We start from the raw sequence: 16,891 nt of genomic DNA on the forward strand, positions 1-16,891 counted from the left end.
AGAAGATAAAGGAATGGAAAAATGACTGCTAAATTTATCGCCATTGATTGGGGCTCAACAAATTTTCGCGCCTACCGCGTTGAAAATACTCATACAACTGATGTCATCTCACTGCCCATAGGTATCACACAACTAGAGAGCCCTAATTTTGATCAATTACTCTACGATGCAATTTCACCGTGGTATTCATGGATTGCAAGCGAACGAATTCCTGTTTTACTGGCAGGAATGATTGGCAGTGATAGAGGCTGGGTAGATAGCGGCTATCAGATGTTACCTCTTCCCCTCACCGATATTAAGCGTGGTTATATCAAAATCGACAGTTCATTACCTACAGAGGTGTTTATTCACTCAGGCTTAGCAATGGATAGTCCAAACTTTCCCAATGTTATGCGTGGCGAAGAGGTCCAATTGCTGGGGGCTATTTCACTAAAAAAAACAGATTGTTACTTATTTCCGGGGACTCACTCTAAATGGGTCGCTCCTATCAATAATCAGATAACGTCTTTCAATACTATTATGACAGGTGAGCTATATCACATCTTGATGCAATACAGTTTACTAGGCCTTTCTGTACCTAAAGATGTTTCCCCTGAAGGTTTCTCCTTAGGCTTGCAAGAAGGTACACAAGCGGGTAGCGACATTATTACTAAGCTATTTGTTGCCCGTGCAGGGCGAGTTTTACAACAGATACCAACACAGCAGGTTGCGGGGTGGCTCTCTGGTTTATTAATTGGTCATGAAGTCGCAACACAATTAACCCATTTTAAAACAGCCCAATCATTTTCAATTATTGCTGCGCCAACACTCGCGAAATTGTACCAACAGGCATTTCAATTACATCAACTTAACGCCACTGTTATCGCCCCTGAACAAGGGTTATTGCAGGGCTTTCGGAGCATTTATAATGAACTTTATCCCTAAAATTCCCTTGATTGCTATTTTACGCGGTATCACCCCAGAAGAAGTTCTTGCGCATGCCAAAGTGTTGGTAGAGGCTGGATTTGAGATGATTGAAGTGCCGACTAATTCGCCAAACTGGCTCGATAGCATTCAATTATTACAAAAAACATGGGGAGATAAAATACTGATTGGCGCAGGTACGGTGACACAGCAAGCGTACCTTGATGCACTAATTAATTGCAAAGGCAAATTAATGGTAACACCAAATACTAATCCTGATTTAATTCGCCAAGCAAAAAAGGCGGGCTTGCAAACGTATATTGGCGCTTTTACCCCATCTGAAATTTATCAGGCTATTGATGCTGGAGCTGATGTAATTAAAATTTTCCCTTGTGTAGGGATTGATTTGGCTTATATCAAAGCTATTCGAGCGATTGTTCCTCATGCACAACAAATTTATGCCGTCGGTGGCGTGACAAGCCAAAACTTACATCAATTTATCGCATTAGGGTGTCAAGGTGCAGGCTTAGGCTCGGAGCTCTACCGTGCAGGGCAATCAGTTGAAGCGACAAAGCAATCTGCTGAAGGTTTTGTTAGAGCTTGGAATGAGATCAATTAAATGAAAATTACTGCACTAACGCTTTATCACGTTGCTCCGAGATGGCAATTTTTAGCCATCGATACCGACGAAGGAATAACAGGCTGGGGTGAGCCCGTACTTGAAGGGCAGGCTGAGACTGTCGCAGCTGCAGTTAAATCAGCTGCCTCTTGGCTCATCGGACAAAATCCTCTCAATATTAATGCGATTTGGCAAATATTATATGCAGGCGGTTTTTATCGTGGGGGACCGATATTAATGTCTGCATTATCCGGTATTGATCAAGCCCTTTGGGATATTAAAGGTAAATATTTATCTCAGCCAGTCTATGAACTTCTTGGTGGTAAAGTTCGCGAAAAAATGAAAACCTATACTTGGGTAGGGGGAGATGACCCTGCCGATGAAATAAGCCAAATGGAAATCTTAGTGGATGCTGGCTGGGATACGTTTAAATTAAATGGCTGTGGCAAGCTTAAATTTTTGGATTCCCACCGTAATATAGATCGCGTTCTCCAGAGAATTAGCGATATACGTCAACATTTTGGTAACTGTGTGGACTTTGGTCTTGATTTCCATGGGCGAGTTTCCATGCCAATGGCGAAAGTTCTGCTTCATGAATTGGAGCATCTGCGCCCATTGTTTGTTGAAGAACCCGTATTGCCTGAATTCTCAGCTCACTACGCCACACTCGCTCAGGGTACTTCGATTCCATTGGCAGCAGGGGAAAGAAGCTTTCGACGACATGATATAAGGCCTATATTAGAAGCCGGTGGCCTTTCTATTTTACAACCTGATATTTCTCATGCAGGGGGAATAACTGAAAGTATTAAGATAGCTAGTATGGCAGATTGTTATAACGTAGGGCTTGCTCCCCATTGCCCATTAGGGCCTATTGCTTTATCTGCTTGTTTAACTGTGGATTTTATTTCTCCTAATGCGGTTTTACAAGAGCAATCAATGGGTATCCATTACAACAAAGGCGCTGATCTGTTAGATTATGTTGTTAATAAAGACGACTTTACTATTACAGATGGTTATATCCAGCCATTAGATAAGCCAGGCCTTGGTGTTATCATTGATAAAGAGCGTGTGATGGATGCCGCTCGCACTCCCCCTAATTGGAAAAACCCAATTTGGTACCATGATGATGGTAGCTTCGCAGAGTGGTAGACAGCATTCTATCGCCGTATTGAGTGAAAAAGCACAAGGCCCTCCTCTAAGTGATTGGGGGGTATTTTAGCAATTGATGATTAAAACGCTAAATGGGAATTGGCTCTAACAACCATAATTCCCATTCGGCCCGCAAAGGTAAATCTGCCAAAAATAAATTTGGGGTGATAAGAGCAATAGCCTATCGAAGATGTTATTCTAAAAGTCAAGGTGTTATTTGGATACTATTGAACTGTCGGTTCTGATTACGTAGCGGCGTGTAAACCTCACAAGAGAGATAACGCTTAAGGCAACGTAGTATTTCTATTTTCGAATGACTTTCTGCCACTTATTTTGCGACATATGTCTGTGTTCTTTTGCCTGTGTGTGATCGACCAAAAGCAATAATGTGTAAAGCGGTATTGGCTGCACGATCACCTCCAAGGTTGAGCATGCGATGATTTTTTACCCGAAAAAGCATGAACTGGACTGATACCACACAGCGCGCTAAACCAGATTCAGGGTTCAAGCGCTGAGGACTATCGCTTATTTGCCACAATGATATTTTCAGTACCTACCATTTCACCTCTATTCAGGTGGCCAAATTTATTAAACCACTACAAGCAGTGTTCTTGCTTCAAGGCGATAGCTACGTGCATCAGCAAGGCTGACGGCAGGGTAAGAGCCTAGGCTCTTTTTAGCTCGTTTTTTAGTGAGAGGTCGAATGTAGCGAAATGACCACAGCTTGCTGCCATTGGATTTAACCAATAGCTCTAATCCATCGCCATCATAGAGGACATAATCACTCTGTTTTGGTTTTGCTGCGTCGATCTCTTTTGCGGATAAGGGTTTGGTTTGTCTTGCCATTTTTGATGTTCCATTGTTTTTAGGCACCTCAAAAACTATAAAGGTTAACGAGGTGCCTATCAAGGTGCCTAAGATGATTGGATTTAATTAGGTGACATCAGACTGCGCAGGACATAAAAAAGCCCGCAACTCATTGAGTTAGCGGGCTTTTCAGTCTTCTTTGGACGTCCTTAGAAGATAATTTGGTGGAGCTGGCGGGAGTTGAACCCGCGTCCGAAATTTCTACATCCGCGGCACTACATGCTTAGTCTAGTCTTTGATTTCACTTACCCACTGCGGACAGACACGCCATGAATAAGCTAGCTTGATTAAATTTAACGCTTCAACCCCAAGCTAGGCATCCACGCGATCTCTTTTGGGTTTGACCTCTCTTGATCCCCGTCTTAAGAGCGGAAGCTAGGGAGAGAGGGCTCTGAGCAGGTTATTAAGCTGCTAGTGCTAGTTTGTTTTCGTCGTTTGCGACTATTTTTTTGCGGCTTTTTACGAGGCCAACCGCCCCTCGGCATGCACCTTGGGTTTCGCAAATCCCGTCGAATCCAGAATCAGCCCCAAGTTGTTAAAAGCGAGTATATCAGAAAAATACTTGTAATAGCTAGTACTTAACGCAATTTAGCGGTTAGCATTTTTCATAATACGTGCTTTGTCTAATTTCCATTCACGATCTTTAATCGTTTCACGTTTATCGTGATCTTTCTTACCCTTTGCAACGCCAATTTTGATTTTGCACCAAGCGTTTTTCCAATAAAGGGAGAGAGCAACAACGGTGTAACCATCACGGTTAATTTGACCATAAAGGTTATCAAGTTCACGCTGTTTTAATAATAATTTACGAGTACGTGTCGGATCACAAACCACATGAGTTGATGCAACATTTAAAGGCGTAATGGTTGCACCAAAAAGATAAGCTTCACCGTCACGCATGACAACGTAGCTATCACTGATGTTGGCTTTTCCTGCACGCAGTGATTTAACTTCCCAGCCTTGGAGCTCCAAGCCCGCTTCTATCTCATCTTCAATGAAATATTCATGGCGAGCGCGTTTGTTTAACGCAATGGTCGCAGAACCAGGTTTGTGTGATTTTTTCTTTGTCATAATTTCCACATTATACTGTATGAGCAATAGAAAGAAATCATTTAACCGACTGTTTTCTTTTCAATTGCATAAAACTTAAGCTATATTCCATTAGATTTTTAATTAGTCACTGTTCAATGATATGATCCACACAGTGTTGTCGTACAGGAATAACTATGCCTCAGATTAGTCGATCTGCTCTCGTCCCTTTTAGTACAGAGCAAATGTTTAAACTGGTTAATGATGTTCTTACTTATCCTGATTTTCTACCAGGATGCGTTGGAAGTAAACTGATCAAAAGCACACCAGAAGAAATGATTGCATCAATAAATGTTTCAAAAGCGGGAATTAGTAAAACATTTACTACCCATAACTTTTTAAAGACTAATGAACGTGTTGATATGCGTCTTGTTGATGGTCCCTTTCGTAAATTGACTGGGGGATGGGTGTTTACCGCACTTGATGATAATGCGTGTAAGATAGAATTTCAGCTAGACTTTGAGTTCACTAATAAATTAATTGAGTTGGCTTTTGGGCGTATTTTTAAGGATTTAACGAACAATATGGTTCAAGCATTTACTCACCGAGCGAAAGAGATTTATCGTGACTAAAATATGGGTAGAAGTAACCTATGCGTTGCCCGACAAACAGTATCTTATCCCTGTTGAACTAACATTAGGGGATACTGTTGAACAAGCTATTATTGCTTCAAATATCTTAACGATTTGTAATGATATTGATTTAACTAAGAATAAAGTAGGTATTTATAGTCGACCAGCAAAATTAAGCGATAATGTGCGAGATGGTGATAGAGTTGAAATTTATCGACCTTTAATTGCTGATCCTAAAGAAATGCGCCGTAAGCGTGCTGAAAAAGCGCGACAAAAAGCGGACTAATATTATGTTTGCCCAATAATAAAAGGGGCGTCACATACTGCGTTGATAGGCCATTTGGTTACAGTCAGATACAATAAAAAGACAACACTGTTATAAAGCAATTCCTCTTTATAAAAACACACCCCAACGTCAAATTTAACGTATGGGGTGCAATTCGTTTTTGCCAATCTTATACAAAACTAAGCCTTCTTAGCACAGTAATCGTATTACGATTTTGTTTCAGGTGCTGCGAAGTTAGGCATATTGCCTTGCTTATCAATCTTAGTCAGTATGCCATTGCTATCAAAAGTCAAGGTGAGCGTCTCTTGACGTACTTTCTGATGACCAGGTTCTTCACGGAAAACATAATACCAAGTCTGGCTTCCGAAAGGATCTTTAAGCATTGGCGTACCAAGGGCAAATTGAACTTGCTGCTGTGTCATTCCTTGCTGAACTTTTGCGACTTCGGCTGGTGTTAAATAATTTCCCTGATTGATATCTGGGTGATAAACCAGTCTCTCGAACATAGAGCAACCTGAAGTCATTACGACTAAAGATAAGGCGGCAACTTTTAACAGTTTAAAACGCATGGTTATTACATTCCTTTTAGGGTCATAGTGACGATGATAATCGACAACGCAGCAATTGAAAACCTTTCACGCTCTGCCTATGACCTTAAATATCAATAAAAGTTTGTTAATCGTTATGCAGCCAACAAATCTTTCGCATTTGCTAAGGTATTTTTGGTGACTTCACTTCCTGCTAATAAACGGGCAAGCTCTTGTAATCGTTCTTTTTTCGATAATAGTTTCATTGTGGTTTCTGTCTCTTCACCATTGGTTTCTTTATTAACGAAATAGTGTTGATGACCACAACCTGCAACTTGAGGTAAGTGAGTGACACACATCACTTGAGTTGACTCACCTAATTCACGGAGCAATTTGCCCACAATCGCTGCTGTTGGACCACTGATACCCACATCAACTTCATCAAAAATAAGTGCTGGTGTATCCATTTTTTTTGCTGTGATCACTTGGATTGCGAGCGCAATGCGAGATAACTCACCACCAGAAGCTACTTTAGAAAGCGCTTGATGAGGTTGTCCTGGATTGGTGGTGACATTAAATTCAACCTTTGTGGCACCATCAATTTGCAATGAACTGTCATCAAAATAGGTATCAACAGTAAAATAACCATGTGGCATTGATAACTGATGCATACTATTAGTAATAAGTTGACTTAACTCATTTGCATATTGTTGGCGAACTTGATGCAGTTTTTTGGCGACATCTAATGCAATTAAATGGTCAGCTTTGACTTGTTCTATTAAGGCATCACAGTCGTCATTTTGACGAAGTAAGGCATTTTTTTCTTCAATTAATTGCTGATGAAGATCATAAAGTTCTTCAGGTGCAACGCGATGTTTGCGTGACAAACTAATGTACTTAGACATACGTTTTTCGACTTCAAATAAGCGATTAGGATCCATCTCTAAGCGATCGCTATAATGACGAAGTTCATCACTCACTTCACTAATCTGAATGGTAGCTTCTTCTAGCATCTCTAATAGTGAATTGAACTGACCTTCCATAGAGGTTAGTTCAGTAATTTCATGTTTAGCCACGTTGAGCATACTTAAAATGTTTTGCTCTTCGTTGTCGCTTAAAATTTGTAAACTATTTTGACTTAGCGTCAAAAACTGACCGCAGTTAGAAAGACGTTTATATTCTTGATCTAATTCAGGGTATTCGCCTTGTACTGGCTGAAATTCATTGAGCTCTTTTAAGTGGTAATCAACCAGCTGCTGCCTTGCTTCTCGTTCTAAAGAGAGTTGTTGAAATGCGGCTAAATTTTGGCAGCTTTGATGCCATGTTTGATAAGCCGACTTCATGTTTTTTAATAAAGTAGGTTCATGGGCATAGATATCTAGCAGTTGTTTTTGATAACGAGGTTCTAGAAGTTGCTGGTGAGCATGTTGCCCATGAATTTGGATAAGTAAGGAACCAAGCTCTCTTAATTGTGAAAGAGGTACGGAAGTACCGTTGATAAAACCACGAGAACGCCCATCAGCAGAGATAGTCCTTCTTAATAGACATTCGTTATGATTATCAAGATGATGTTCTTCAAGCCAATGTTGTGCTGATGGCGTATCAGAGAGTGAGAATCGTGCACATAAATCGGCTCTAGTTGCACCTGGGCGCACCATATTAGCATCACCACGGTTACCTAAGCATAAACCTAGAGCATCAATTGCAATAGACTTACCTGCGCCAGTTTCGCCTGTAATGGTGGTCATGCCACCTGAAAAATCGATTTCAAGTTCACGGACTATGGCAAAATGACTAATGGTTAATTGAGTCAGCATAGTGCCTCTCCTGTGTATAAAAACATATCTGTAATTACATACAGTATAAACTGGTTTTTTATACAGTAAAGTAGGGAGGCACAAAAATTAGAACATTTTTTTTGACCAACCCAATTTTGAGCTGAGTGTATTAAAATAATTATAATCAGTCGGATGAACTAAGTTGAGCTTTTGACGGCTTCTTTTAATAATAACTTCATCACCCTCTTTAATTGGTAACACTAATTGGCTATCGCAACTGACTTCATAATCGATATTTGTTTGTGAGAATTTTAAGCGAATTTGGCTATCACTGCTGATAACCAAAGGCCGTGCTGATAAGGTATGTGGAAACATGGGGACAAGTGCAATAGCATCAAGATTTGGAGTTAAGATAGGTCCTCCCGCAGAAAGTGAATAGGCTGTTGATCCTGTTGGTGTTGCAATAATTAAGCCATCAGAACGTTGAGAGAAAGCAAAACGATCATCAATATAAACCTCAAACTCAATCATATGAGCCACTTTACCAGGATGAAGCACGACTTCATTGATTGCTGCACCAATGCGATTTCTTTGACCTTCTGCATAGACGCGTGCTTCAAGTAAAAAACGCTTTTCTTCACGATAGTGCCCAGCCAATACATTGGTTAATTGCTGTAAGGCATTATCAGGATCAAGGTCAGTAAGAAAGCCTAAATTACCCCGGTTAACACCAATCACTTTGATGTTATAACGAGATAAAACACGTGCAGCCCCAAGCATATTGCCATCGCCACCAACAACAATGACCAGATCGGCTGCTTTACCAACTTGAGTTAGATCACCTGTTTGTGCATTTTCTAGCTTTAGTTCTTGAGCAACTTGTGTATCAATAATAACGTCATAGCCTTGAGCCAATAGCCAATGATAGAGCATTTCATGAGTTGAAATTGCTTCGGGGTGGCGTGGATGACCAACAATGCCAATACATTTAAAGTGTTTTTCTTCCGTTACGGTATTATCTGGCATTTTTTTACCCTCGTTTTGCGCCAATTCCTTGAAACCCGTTTATTGATCCCCATAATAAACTAAATATGAAGATGAATACTAAAACTACGCGGAGATGTTCATGAGTAGTAAAGAACAAAATGTACATGAAGAGCAAGTCTCAAAAGAAAAAGAAGGAATGGGATCTGTAATGGATGAGTCTCAAGAGCAAGTAACAACTGAAGAAGCACAAGCGGACTTTAATGCTCAAGCGGAGTTAGTGGAAGCATTAGCGCGTATTGATTCTCTTGAAAAACAACTAGAGCAATCTCAAAAAACAGAGCGTGAAGCCATGGCTCGTGCTTTAGCAGAAGTTGAAAATGTGCGTCGCCGTACTCAACAGGATATTGAGAAAGCACATAAATTTGCACTTGAAAAATTTTCTAATGAGTTATTGCCGGTACTTGATAATTTAGAGCGTGCGTTATCTGCGGCTGATCATGAAAATGAATCATTAAAGCCAATGATTGAAGGGTTAGAGTTAACACTGAAGTCATTCTTAGATGCCGTTCGTAAATTTGGCATTGAAGTCGTTGAAGAAAAAAATGTGGCATTTAACCCAGAAGTTCACCAAGCGATGACTTTAATCGATAGCCCTGAGCATGAATCTAATCATGTTGTCGATGTTATGCAAAAAGGATATACCTTAAACGGTCGTTTATTGCGCCCAGCGATGGTTATCGTTTCTAAATAATATCAATAAAACATTAGTTATCACATGTGCTATTACATGTAGATAAAGTAAACCGCACAACACGAAGATTATTTAATATTCTTGTTATTGTGCGGTTTTATATTTTATAGAGTGATTTTATTCAATAGGATCAAGATGCCAATTGATTGGTGTTCGGCCTTGTTGCTGTAAAATATCATTAGCCTGTTTAAAATGACCACAGCCTAAAAAGCCTCTATGAGCAGAAAGTGGTGATGGATGAGGTGCTTTTAAAATAACGTGTTTATTTGTATCAATAAAACGGCCTTTTTTCTGAGCATGTGCGCCCCAAAGTAGGAAAATAACACCTTCTCTACGTTGATTAATCTGCTCAATAACAGCATCTGTAAATATTTCCCAACCATAATTAGCGTGAGAATGTGCTTGGCCTTTCTCTACGGTCAATACGGTATTAAGCAATAAAACGCCTTGTTTTGCCCAACTTTCTAAATAGCCATGGTTGGGGCGTTTAAAATCAGGGTATTCTTTTTCAAGCTCTTTATACATATTGACTAATGAAGGAGGGGCTGGTACGCCTGGTCGTACTGAGAAAGAGAGCCCATGAGCTTGATTAGGACCGTGATAAGGGTCTTGTCCTAAAATAACGACATTTACATTATCAAAAGGCGTAAAACGAAAAGCATTAAAAATATCTTCTTGAGGAGGATAAATAATTTTACCTGCGGCTCTTTGTTGTGCGACTTGAGACATAATTTGATGAAAGTAAGGCTTTTCTTTTTCAGCGCCTATCACATCATGCCAAGTTAATGGTGCAGTCATAACCTAAAATCCTTGTTGATATCTTATCGTGTCTAAGCTTACCGATTTCATCAGGGGAATGAAAATATTACGGACTAAAAATAAAAAATTAATTGATTCCTCAACTTTTCTTTGAAAATTTACAAAAAAAATTGCAAGTTAGCTTTTAATAATAATTGATTTAAAACAACACTTTGCGCCTTGGTGGGTAAAGTGCTTATGAATTTTATTGATATTTATCAAAGAATGGCACCATTTATACTGGTATATAAGTAGACAGAAACATTGGTTAGACCAAATACCCAAGTTCTGATATGAGATTAGAATTTGATTTTGCGCCCAAATTGGAGGTCGAAATGATTACTGGTATCCAAATTACTAAAGCTGATAACGACGATTTATTACACTCTTTCTGGTTGTTAGATGATGAAAACGGCGAAGCTCGTTGCATCTGTGCTAAAAAAGGCTTTGAAGAAGGCCAAGTGATTAACCGTAAAGAGTTAGGTAATATCGAATACCGTGAAGTACCTGTAGAATCTAAACCGGTTGTTCGTGTAGAAGGTGGTCAACACCTTAACGTTAACGTATTAAGCCGCGAAACACTGGAAGATGCTGTTAACAATCCTGAGAAATATCCGCAATTAACTATTCGTGTTTCTGGTTATGCAGTGCGTTTTAACTCACTGACCCCAGAACAACAACGTGATGTTATTACTCGTACTTTCACAGAAAGCCTGTAATTTTCACTAAAGTAATAAGTTAATAATAAGCTCGATATGAAAATATCGGGCTTTTTTTATATAAAATAAGAAAAAAGATAAAATAACAAAAAACCGTAACTATTATATAGCTACGGTTTTTTATAACATCATAAAGAATACAGATTATTCGTTATCAGTATTCGTTTCTTTTGCTGGTGCAGTAGGAGCAACATTTTTTTCTGTATGCTTAGCAACTGCTTTGCGACGTTTACCAATATTTTTACGATCGCGAGTCCGTACTTTTTCTTTAACTGCTTTTTTCTCTTCTTCTTTTTTCGCTTTGCGTTTAGCAAGCACTTTTTTAGAAGGTTTGAATGTTGCTTTCAGGCTTGGTGCTTTGGTTTCTGGACGTAGTTCAGCAATAACACGATATTTAATGGGTTCTTGAACATAACGGCCAATTTTACCTAATAATGGGTGATCGTGAGCTTCAACTAATGAAATTGCGATACCTTTACGACCCGCACGTCCTGTACGACCAATACGATGCAAGTAAACATCGGCAGTACGAGGTAAGTCAAAGTTGAAAACGTGTGTGATGTCATCTAGATCAAGGCCACGAGAAGCAACGTCGGTGGCAACAAGCACATTCATTTTGCCTGATTCTAAACGTTTGATCGCATCGTTACGCTGTGTTTGCGCCATTTCACCTTCAAGGTAGCTACATTTAATACCTTGTTTTTCTAATGCAGTGACAAGCTCTCTTACTCGCTCTCTTTTACGAACAAAGACAATCGATTTTTTAACATCGTTTTGCTTCAATAATGCAGCAAGTAATGCGGTTTTATGTTCAAGATTATCAGCATGATAATAGAACTGCTGAATTTTTTTACGTTCGCGGCGAGATGGATCGGCGTTTAGTTCAACCGGTTCGTTGAGGATACGCTGTGCAAAATCAATAACCGCATTACCTTCTAGTGTTGCTGAGAATAGTAATGTCTGTTTGCGCCAGCGAGTTTCGCCTGCAATAGTTTCGATATCATTAGCAAAACCCATATCTAACATGCGGTCTGCTTCATCTAAAATCAGCATTTCTACCGCACGGCAGTCAAAGTTTTCTTCTTTGATGTACTGTAATAAACGACCTGTAGTTGCAACAACGATATCTTGGTTCTCGCTAAAAACCTCAGCGTGATTCATATAAGCAACACCGCCGGTGATTGTGGCGATATCTAAATGTGTGTGCGCACATAATTCTTTTGCCTGCTCGGCAACTTGCATAGCAAGTTCGCGTGTTGGCGTTAGGATAAGAATACGCGGCGGGCCTGATTTTTTACGTGGATAATCAAGCAAGTGTTGAATTGCCGGAAGTAAAAATGCCGCAGTTTTCCCTGTGCCTGTTGGCGCAGAGCCTAAAATATCACGTCCATCCATTGCTGCTGGAATAGCATCTGCTTGAATTGCAGTAGGACGTTGATATCCTTTTTCTTCTAATGCGGTCAATAAACTTTCATCAAGTTCAAGACTGGAAAATGTCGTGGCTGTCATTGTATACCTCTGTTTAGGGCGCGGATTTTGACATTATCCCCCGCTAAAAGCCAGAGGATTTACCGCTATCACATTATATATTACCGATAGACGAAGGTATTCGTTGTTTTTAGACTTAATCTAAATAAGCGTGCATCGTATACAAATAGTTTAATGTTAAGATAGGGGTTGCAGAAGCGTTATCATACCATATATCTCTTTTTCAATGACATGAATGATAAGTAATAAAAAGAGATAGTAAGGCGAATCAATAGAGTCTATAGATGAATCAAAAGAAAGTGAAAAAAGCGGGATTACGCAAAGGTGGTTTTACATTTAAACAATTTTTTGTTGCTCATGATAAGTGTGAAATGAAAGTAGGTACAGATGGTGTTTTATTAGGGGCTTGGGCGCCTATTAATAATATAAAAAGAGCACTTGATATTGGTACTGGGAGTGGCTTAATTGCATTAATGCTAGCTCAACGAGCGAATAAAGTTGAGTGTATTGATGGCATTGAACTTGATGAAAAGGCGGCATTACAAGCTACGGAAAATGCCCAAGAGTCACAATGGCATTCACTTATTCATATCTATCATAGTGATATTCATCATTATGCAGAGCAAGCACAAAATAAGTATGATCTGATTGTTAGTAATCCTCCTTATTTTGAGCCAGCAATTGCTTGTCGTAATGATGTTCGTGAGCAAGCGCGTTATACCAAAACCTTAACGCATGAGGGATTATTGGATAGTGCGCAATTACTTATCACCGAAGATGGTTTATTCTGTGTTGTATTGCCTTATTCTATTGGCGAGCAATTTATTGAAATTGCAGAAAAAAAAGAGTGGAATGTTGTAAAACGCGTTAATATTAAAGACAGTGCAGATAAACCTTATCATCGAATTTTGTTAGCATTTCAAAGACAAAACCAAGGCTGTGTTGAATGCAGTATAGATGAACTTATTATTCGTCATAATGACGGGCACTATACCGATAAGTTCCAATCTTGGGTGACTGACTTTTATTTATATTATTAAATCTATATTTAATAATATATTATTTAGGATAATATATATTGTTGTAAGTAATTGTATATATTTAAATAATATCATTGTGTTATCGTTTTTTTATTGGCAAATTGCATTTTGGTTGGTGATCACCATGATAATTTTTTTGTGATTCATCTCTTAAAATAATGATTGAATTGAACTTCATACTATTTTTTCGCTCTAAGTCTTGTAGCTCATAAAAACGAGAAGGAATAACGAGAGTAAATATGACGGAGTCATTTAAAAATAGTGCGAAGCTTGACTTCGGGAGAGTCCATCTCTAATGAGCGAGCAGTTAACGGACCAAATGTTGGTTGAAAAGGTACAAAATGGTGACCAGAAAGCGTTTAATTTGCTGGTTATCCGCTATCAACACAAGGTAGCAAGCCTGATTTCCCGTTATGTACCACAGGGTGATGTGCCAGATGTTTCGCAAGAAGCCTTTATTAAAGCTTATCGAGCCATCGGTTCTTTCCGTGGAGATAGTGCTTTTTATACATGGCTTTATCGTATTGCAGTGAATACAGCAAAAAATTATTTGGTTGCACAGGGGCGACGTCCGCCTTCGAATGATTTAGATGCAAGTGATGTGGAAAATTTCGAATCACCAAACGCACTAAAAGAAATTTCGAACCCTGAGAATTTAATGTTGTCTGAAGAGTTACGGAGAGTGGTTTTTCACACCATAGAGTCATTACCTGAAGATTTAAGGGTTGCTATTACACTTCGGGAACTTGACGGACTAAGCTATGAAGAGATAGCAGTCATTATGGATTGCCCTGTCGGAACAGTTCGTTCACGTATTTTTAGGGCGCGAGAAGCTATTGATAATAAGGTTCAACCATTAATACAAGAGTTTTAATTGTGGGTGAACCATCATTGACTGAAGGGTACTTTTACATGCAAAAAGAAAAACTTTCTGCATTTATGGATGGCGAAGTTCTTGATAAAGAATTAATGGGTGCAATTGCTCGTGATGACTCCATGAAGGAGACATGGCAACGCTACCATTTAATTCGTGACACAATGCGTGGTGATGTAGGTGAAGTAGTCCACTTTGATATCGCAAGTCGCGTTGCGCTCGCTTTAGAGAATGAACCTGTTCGCATAAGTCCTGAACAACAACAAGAGCAGCAACCTGCGCCATCACAATGGCGTCAGCACTCTTTCTTACAAACGTTACGTCCTTGGGCAAGTCAGTTAACTCAAATCGGTGTTGCGGCTTGTGTTTCATTAGCTGTTATTGTTGGTGTTCAGCAATATAATGGAAAAAGTGGTTCTGAAGATTTCCAAGTAGATACGCCAGTATTTAATACTCAACCTATTATGGGGGCGGGTTCACCAGTAAGCCTAAATCTTCAAAACGATACTTTAGGTAAAGACCAACAAACACGTTTACAAGAGCGTAATCAACGCCTTGGATTAATGTTGCAACAGTATGAGTTAGATCGTCGTATCTATAATGCACCACAAAATGAAGCACCAGTTAGTGCTCAAGGTGAAACTCAATCCGTAGTAACACAGTAATAATAGATGTGAATGTATAAATAACGTGTGGGAATGAAACAGTCGTAATGAAAAAATCATGGTTATCCACCTTATTATTGGTGGGCAGCCTGTCAATGCCGATACAAGCCTTGGCACAACCGCAAATAGGTAGTGTCAAGGCTTTGTTGCAAAAGATGGGTCATACAAGTCAAACTTCTACCTATGAATTATCTTTTATCAATATCAATTCTCAAGGTATTGTTCCTATTCGCTATCGTCATACTCTTATTGATGGCAAACCCCTTGCACAACTAATGCAAATGGATAGTACTCGCCGTGAAATAGTTCAACGTGGTGATGAAATCAGTTACTTTGAACCAGGCTTAGATGCTTTTAGCTTAAGAAATGATCATATCGTTGATTATATCCCTTCTATCATTTACCAAGATTTCAATGAATTATCAGATTATTATAATTTTATTGATGCAGGTAGAACGCATATTGGTGATATTCCAAGCCGAGTTGTTCGAGTACTATCGAAAGATAATGACCGTTATGATTATGTCTTGTTTATTGATGAAGAGAGATATCTGCCGTTAAGAGTCGATTTATTAGATAAGAATAATGACATCATTGAACAATTTCGAGTGATCACAGTTAATGAAGGGAGTGAAGTCGAAACTGAACTTAATTCGTTACGTACCGTCAATATGCCACCTTTATTACTTGTACCAAAAGCTAAACCTCTGGTTTATAACTGGTCGGTTAGTCAATTGCCTGAGGGTTTTAAAGAGGTAAAACGTAGTCACCATCAGATTTCTGAAACCGAGTTTAGTCAGTCTATTTTATTTAGCGACGGTTTATTTGACTTCTCCATTTATGTTAATAAAAGTGGTCAACAGGTTAATTCGCCCGAACGCGATAAAATGTTGAGGTATGGTCGTAATACAATTTATACCTATGACAAAGAAGGAAATGAAATTACCTTTATTGGTCAATTACCATTTTCTACAGCACAGAAGATAGTCAACAGTGTTGTATTTACGAAAAAGTAAAAGGTATAAGTTATGGTTAAAGAGTGGGCAACAGTTATACATTGGCATGAAGGAAGAGCGTTATTACGCTATGGATCGTCTTCTGGCTGTGGTAGTTGCCAAGCTCGGGCTGCATGTGGCTCTTATTTATTAAATAAAATAGGGCCTGAGACAGTTCATCAACTCGAACTCCCCGTCGCACAACCTTTAGTCGAAGGGCAAAAAGTGGAAGTGGGTATTCCTGAAAATAATCTACTTCTTTCCGCAATGCTAGTGTATTTAACGCCACTTATTGGCTTATTTATTGTTGCAGGCATTGCGGGTCTTTGGTTTTCCAGTGAATTTGCTATTTTTTGCAGTGGACTTATGGGCGGTGTCCTTGGTTTCTTATTTGCTAAAAAAGTGGCGACCTGGTGGAGTAAAGATGAAGGTTTTGAACCTATTGTATTGCAAATAGGGCTTCCACCGAATGAACTTAGCGTTCAATTTCAAAAATAATGGGTTGATTAAACAGATGGGGCATTTGCCCCATTATTTTTGCCATGTTGCTTTTGTAATAATATCTATCTTAAATTAACGCGTTTCTATATCTGGAAATTACCCGCAAAAAATTACAAATAAATGCAAGTCTTAGCATAAATGTTTGTGTTTGATGAACGTTTCTTTGAGTATAATGTCTCTAGTGTGTAGAATGCGTCATCAATAATAACTCCTGCAATATAGAGTTTTCGCTTTGTGTCCATGAATGACTCCAAAGCCAGATTTATAGAGCAAAGCAATAGAG

At 39.1% G+C, this 16,891-nt stretch carries 18 protein-coding genes, 1 other RNA gene and 2 pseudogenes; 12 read left to right on the forward strand and 9 right to left on the reverse strand.

Annotation, left to right across the window (positions count from 1 at the left end; genetic code table 11):
• The first annotated feature begins 21 nt into the window (after positions 1-21).
• Genes DK861_RS08465 through dgoD form a run of 3 tightly spaced genes read left to right on the forward strand, consistent with a single transcriptional unit; the run spans position 22 to position 2,671 of the window.
• Positions 22-924, forward strand: coding sequence for a 2-dehydro-3-deoxygalactonokinase (locus DK861_RS08465; protein ID WP_109399828.1), 903 nt, complete (start codon positions 22-24; stop codon positions 922-924).
• Complete coding sequence (locus DK861_RS08470) at positions 908-1,522, forward strand: 2-dehydro-3-deoxy-6-phosphogalactonate aldolase (protein ID WP_109399829.1); 615 nt, start codon at positions 908-910, stop codon at positions 1,520-1,522. Before DK861_RS08465 ends, DK861_RS08470 begins: the two co-directional genes overlap by 17 nt.
• Positions 1,523-2,671, forward strand: coding sequence for a galactonate dehydratase (gene dgoD, locus DK861_RS08475; RefSeq protein WP_109399830.1), 1,149 nt, complete (start codon positions 1,523-1,525; stop codon positions 2,669-2,671). It abuts the gene before it with no gap.
• 205 nt (positions 2,672-2,876) lie between these two features.
• Here dgoD and DK861_RS18440 read toward each other — a convergent pair.
• From DK861_RS18440 to smpB, 4 genes and pseudogenes are all read right to left on the reverse strand, one after another.
• Positions 2,877-3,162: pseudogene (locus DK861_RS18440) on the reverse strand (transposase); the annotation flags it as partial.
• A 109-nt stretch (positions 3,163-3,271) separates the two neighbouring features.
• Positions 3,272-3,517: pseudogene (locus tag DK861_RS08485) on the reverse strand (integrase arm-type DNA-binding domain-containing protein); the annotation flags it as partial.
• A 183-nt stretch (positions 3,518-3,700) separates the two neighbouring features.
• Positions 3,701-4,067, reverse strand: a transfer-messenger RNA (tmRNA) gene (gene ssrA, locus DK861_RS08490).
• Positions 4,068-4,126: 59 nt separating this feature from the next.
• Positions 4,127-4,609 carry an SsrA-binding protein SmpB gene (gene smpB, locus DK861_RS08495; RefSeq protein ID WP_109399833.1) on the reverse strand — a complete coding sequence of 161 codons (483 nt, stop codon included), beginning with the start codon at positions 4,607-4,609 and terminating at the stop codon, positions 4,127-4,129.
• A gap of 155 nt (positions 4,610-4,764) precedes the next feature.
• Here smpB and DK861_RS08500 point away from each other — a divergent pair, with 155 nt between their 5' ends.
• Both DK861_RS08500 and DK861_RS08505 read left to right on the forward strand, forming a co-directional pair.
• The gene (locus tag DK861_RS08500; RefSeq protein ID WP_006533588.1) at positions 4,765-5,199 is read left to right on the forward strand and encodes an SRPBCC family protein; all 435 of its coding nucleotides are present in this window, start codon (positions 4,765-4,767) and stop codon (positions 5,197-5,199) included.
• On the forward strand, positions 5,192-5,485 hold the full coding sequence (locus DK861_RS08505; RefSeq protein WP_006533587.1) for an RnfH family protein: 294 nt from the start codon (positions 5,192-5,194) through the stop codon (positions 5,483-5,485). Before DK861_RS08500 ends, DK861_RS08505 begins: the two co-directional genes overlap by 8 nt.
• A 206-nt stretch (positions 5,486-5,691) precedes the next feature.
• On the opposite strand, the gene bamE is transcribed toward DK861_RS08505, so the two are convergent.
• The 3 genes from bamE to nadK form a co-directional block, all read right to left on the reverse strand.
• Positions 5,692-6,054 carry an outer membrane protein assembly factor BamE gene (bamE, locus tag DK861_RS08510; protein WP_006533585.1) on the reverse strand — a complete coding sequence of 121 codons (363 nt, stop codon included), beginning with the start codon at positions 6,052-6,054 and terminating at the stop codon, positions 5,692-5,694.
• A 113-nt stretch (positions 6,055-6,167) separates the two neighbouring features.
• Complete coding sequence (gene recN / locus DK861_RS08515) at positions 6,168-7,829, reverse strand: DNA repair protein RecN (RefSeq protein WP_109399834.1); 1,662 nt, start codon at positions 7,827-7,829, stop codon at positions 6,168-6,170.
• Between the two features lie 87 nt (positions 7,830-7,916).
• Positions 7,917-8,816 carry an NAD(+) kinase gene (gene nadK, locus DK861_RS08520; protein WP_109399835.1) on the reverse strand — a complete coding sequence of 300 codons (900 nt, stop codon included), beginning with the start codon at positions 8,814-8,816 and terminating at the stop codon, positions 7,917-7,919.
• A gap of 100 nt (positions 8,817-8,916) precedes the next feature.
• On the opposite strand from nadK, the gene grpE reads away from it, so the two are divergent.
• A complete protein-coding gene (gene grpE / locus DK861_RS08525; RefSeq protein ID WP_109399836.1) occupies positions 8,917-9,528 on the forward strand; it encodes a nucleotide exchange factor GrpE in 612 nt (203 codons plus the stop codon).
• A gap of 117 nt (positions 9,529-9,645) precedes the next feature.
• On the opposite strand, the gene ung is transcribed toward grpE, so the two are convergent.
• Positions 9,646-10,326 (reverse strand): uracil-DNA glycosylase, encoded by a 681-nt coding sequence (gene ung, locus DK861_RS08530; RefSeq protein ID WP_006533579.1) that lies wholly within the window; start codon positions 10,324-10,326, stop codon positions 9,646-9,648.
• Between the two features lie 335 nt (positions 10,327-10,661).
• Here ung and grcA point away from each other — a divergent pair, with 335 nt between their 5' ends.
• Positions 10,662-11,045 (forward strand): autonomous glycyl radical cofactor GrcA, encoded by a 384-nt coding sequence (gene grcA / locus DK861_RS08540; RefSeq protein WP_023581591.1) that lies wholly within the window; start codon positions 10,662-10,664, stop codon positions 11,043-11,045.
• 144 nt (positions 11,046-11,189) lie between these two features.
• Here the strand turns inward: grcA and srmB are convergent, their stop codons facing one another.
• Entirely contained in the window at positions 11,190-12,554 is a 1,365-nt protein-coding gene (gene srmB, locus DK861_RS08545; RefSeq protein ID WP_072063266.1) for an ATP-dependent RNA helicase SrmB, read from the reverse strand.
• Positions 12,555-12,817: 263 nt separating this feature from the next.
• Here srmB and DK861_RS08550 point away from each other — a divergent pair, with 263 nt between their 5' ends.
• The 5 genes from DK861_RS08550 to rseC all read left to right on the forward strand — a co-directional run bounded on the left by DK861_RS08550 (position 12,818) and on the right by rseC (position 16,605).
• Complete coding sequence (locus tag DK861_RS08550; protein WP_109399838.1) at positions 12,818-13,573, forward strand: tRNA1(Val) (adenine(37)-N6)-methyltransferase; 756 nt, start codon at positions 12,818-12,820, stop codon at positions 13,571-13,573.
• Positions 13,574-13,868: 295 nt separating this feature from the next.
• Positions 13,869-14,447: an RNA polymerase sigma factor RpoE gene (rpoE, locus tag DK861_RS08555; protein WP_006533574.1), complete on the forward strand. Its 579-nt coding sequence runs from the start codon at positions 13,869-13,871 to the stop codon at positions 14,445-14,447.
• A gap of 38 nt (positions 14,448-14,485) precedes the next feature.
• On the forward strand, positions 14,486-15,112 hold the full coding sequence (rseA, locus tag DK861_RS08560; protein WP_202608224.1) for an anti-sigma-E factor RseA: 627 nt from the start codon (positions 14,486-14,488) through the stop codon (positions 15,110-15,112).
• Between the two features lie 47 nt (positions 15,113-15,159).
• Positions 15,160-16,128, forward strand: coding sequence for a sigma-E factor regulatory protein RseB (gene rseB, locus DK861_RS08565; RefSeq protein ID WP_109399839.1), 969 nt, complete (start codon positions 15,160-15,162; stop codon positions 16,126-16,128).
• A 12-nt stretch (positions 16,129-16,140) separates the two neighbouring features.
• Positions 16,141-16,605 carry a SoxR-reducing system protein RseC gene (gene rseC, locus DK861_RS08570; RefSeq protein WP_006533571.1) on the forward strand — a complete coding sequence of 155 codons (465 nt, stop codon included), beginning with the start codon at positions 16,141-16,143 and terminating at the stop codon, positions 16,603-16,605.
• Positions 16,606-16,891: the final 286 nt, after the last annotated feature.

It is taken from the genome of Proteus sp. TJ1640 (genome assembly GCF_003144445.1).
In the GTDB taxonomy this organism is placed as follows: domain Bacteria; phylum Pseudomonadota; class Gammaproteobacteria; order Enterobacterales; family Enterobacteriaceae; genus Proteus; species Proteus penneri.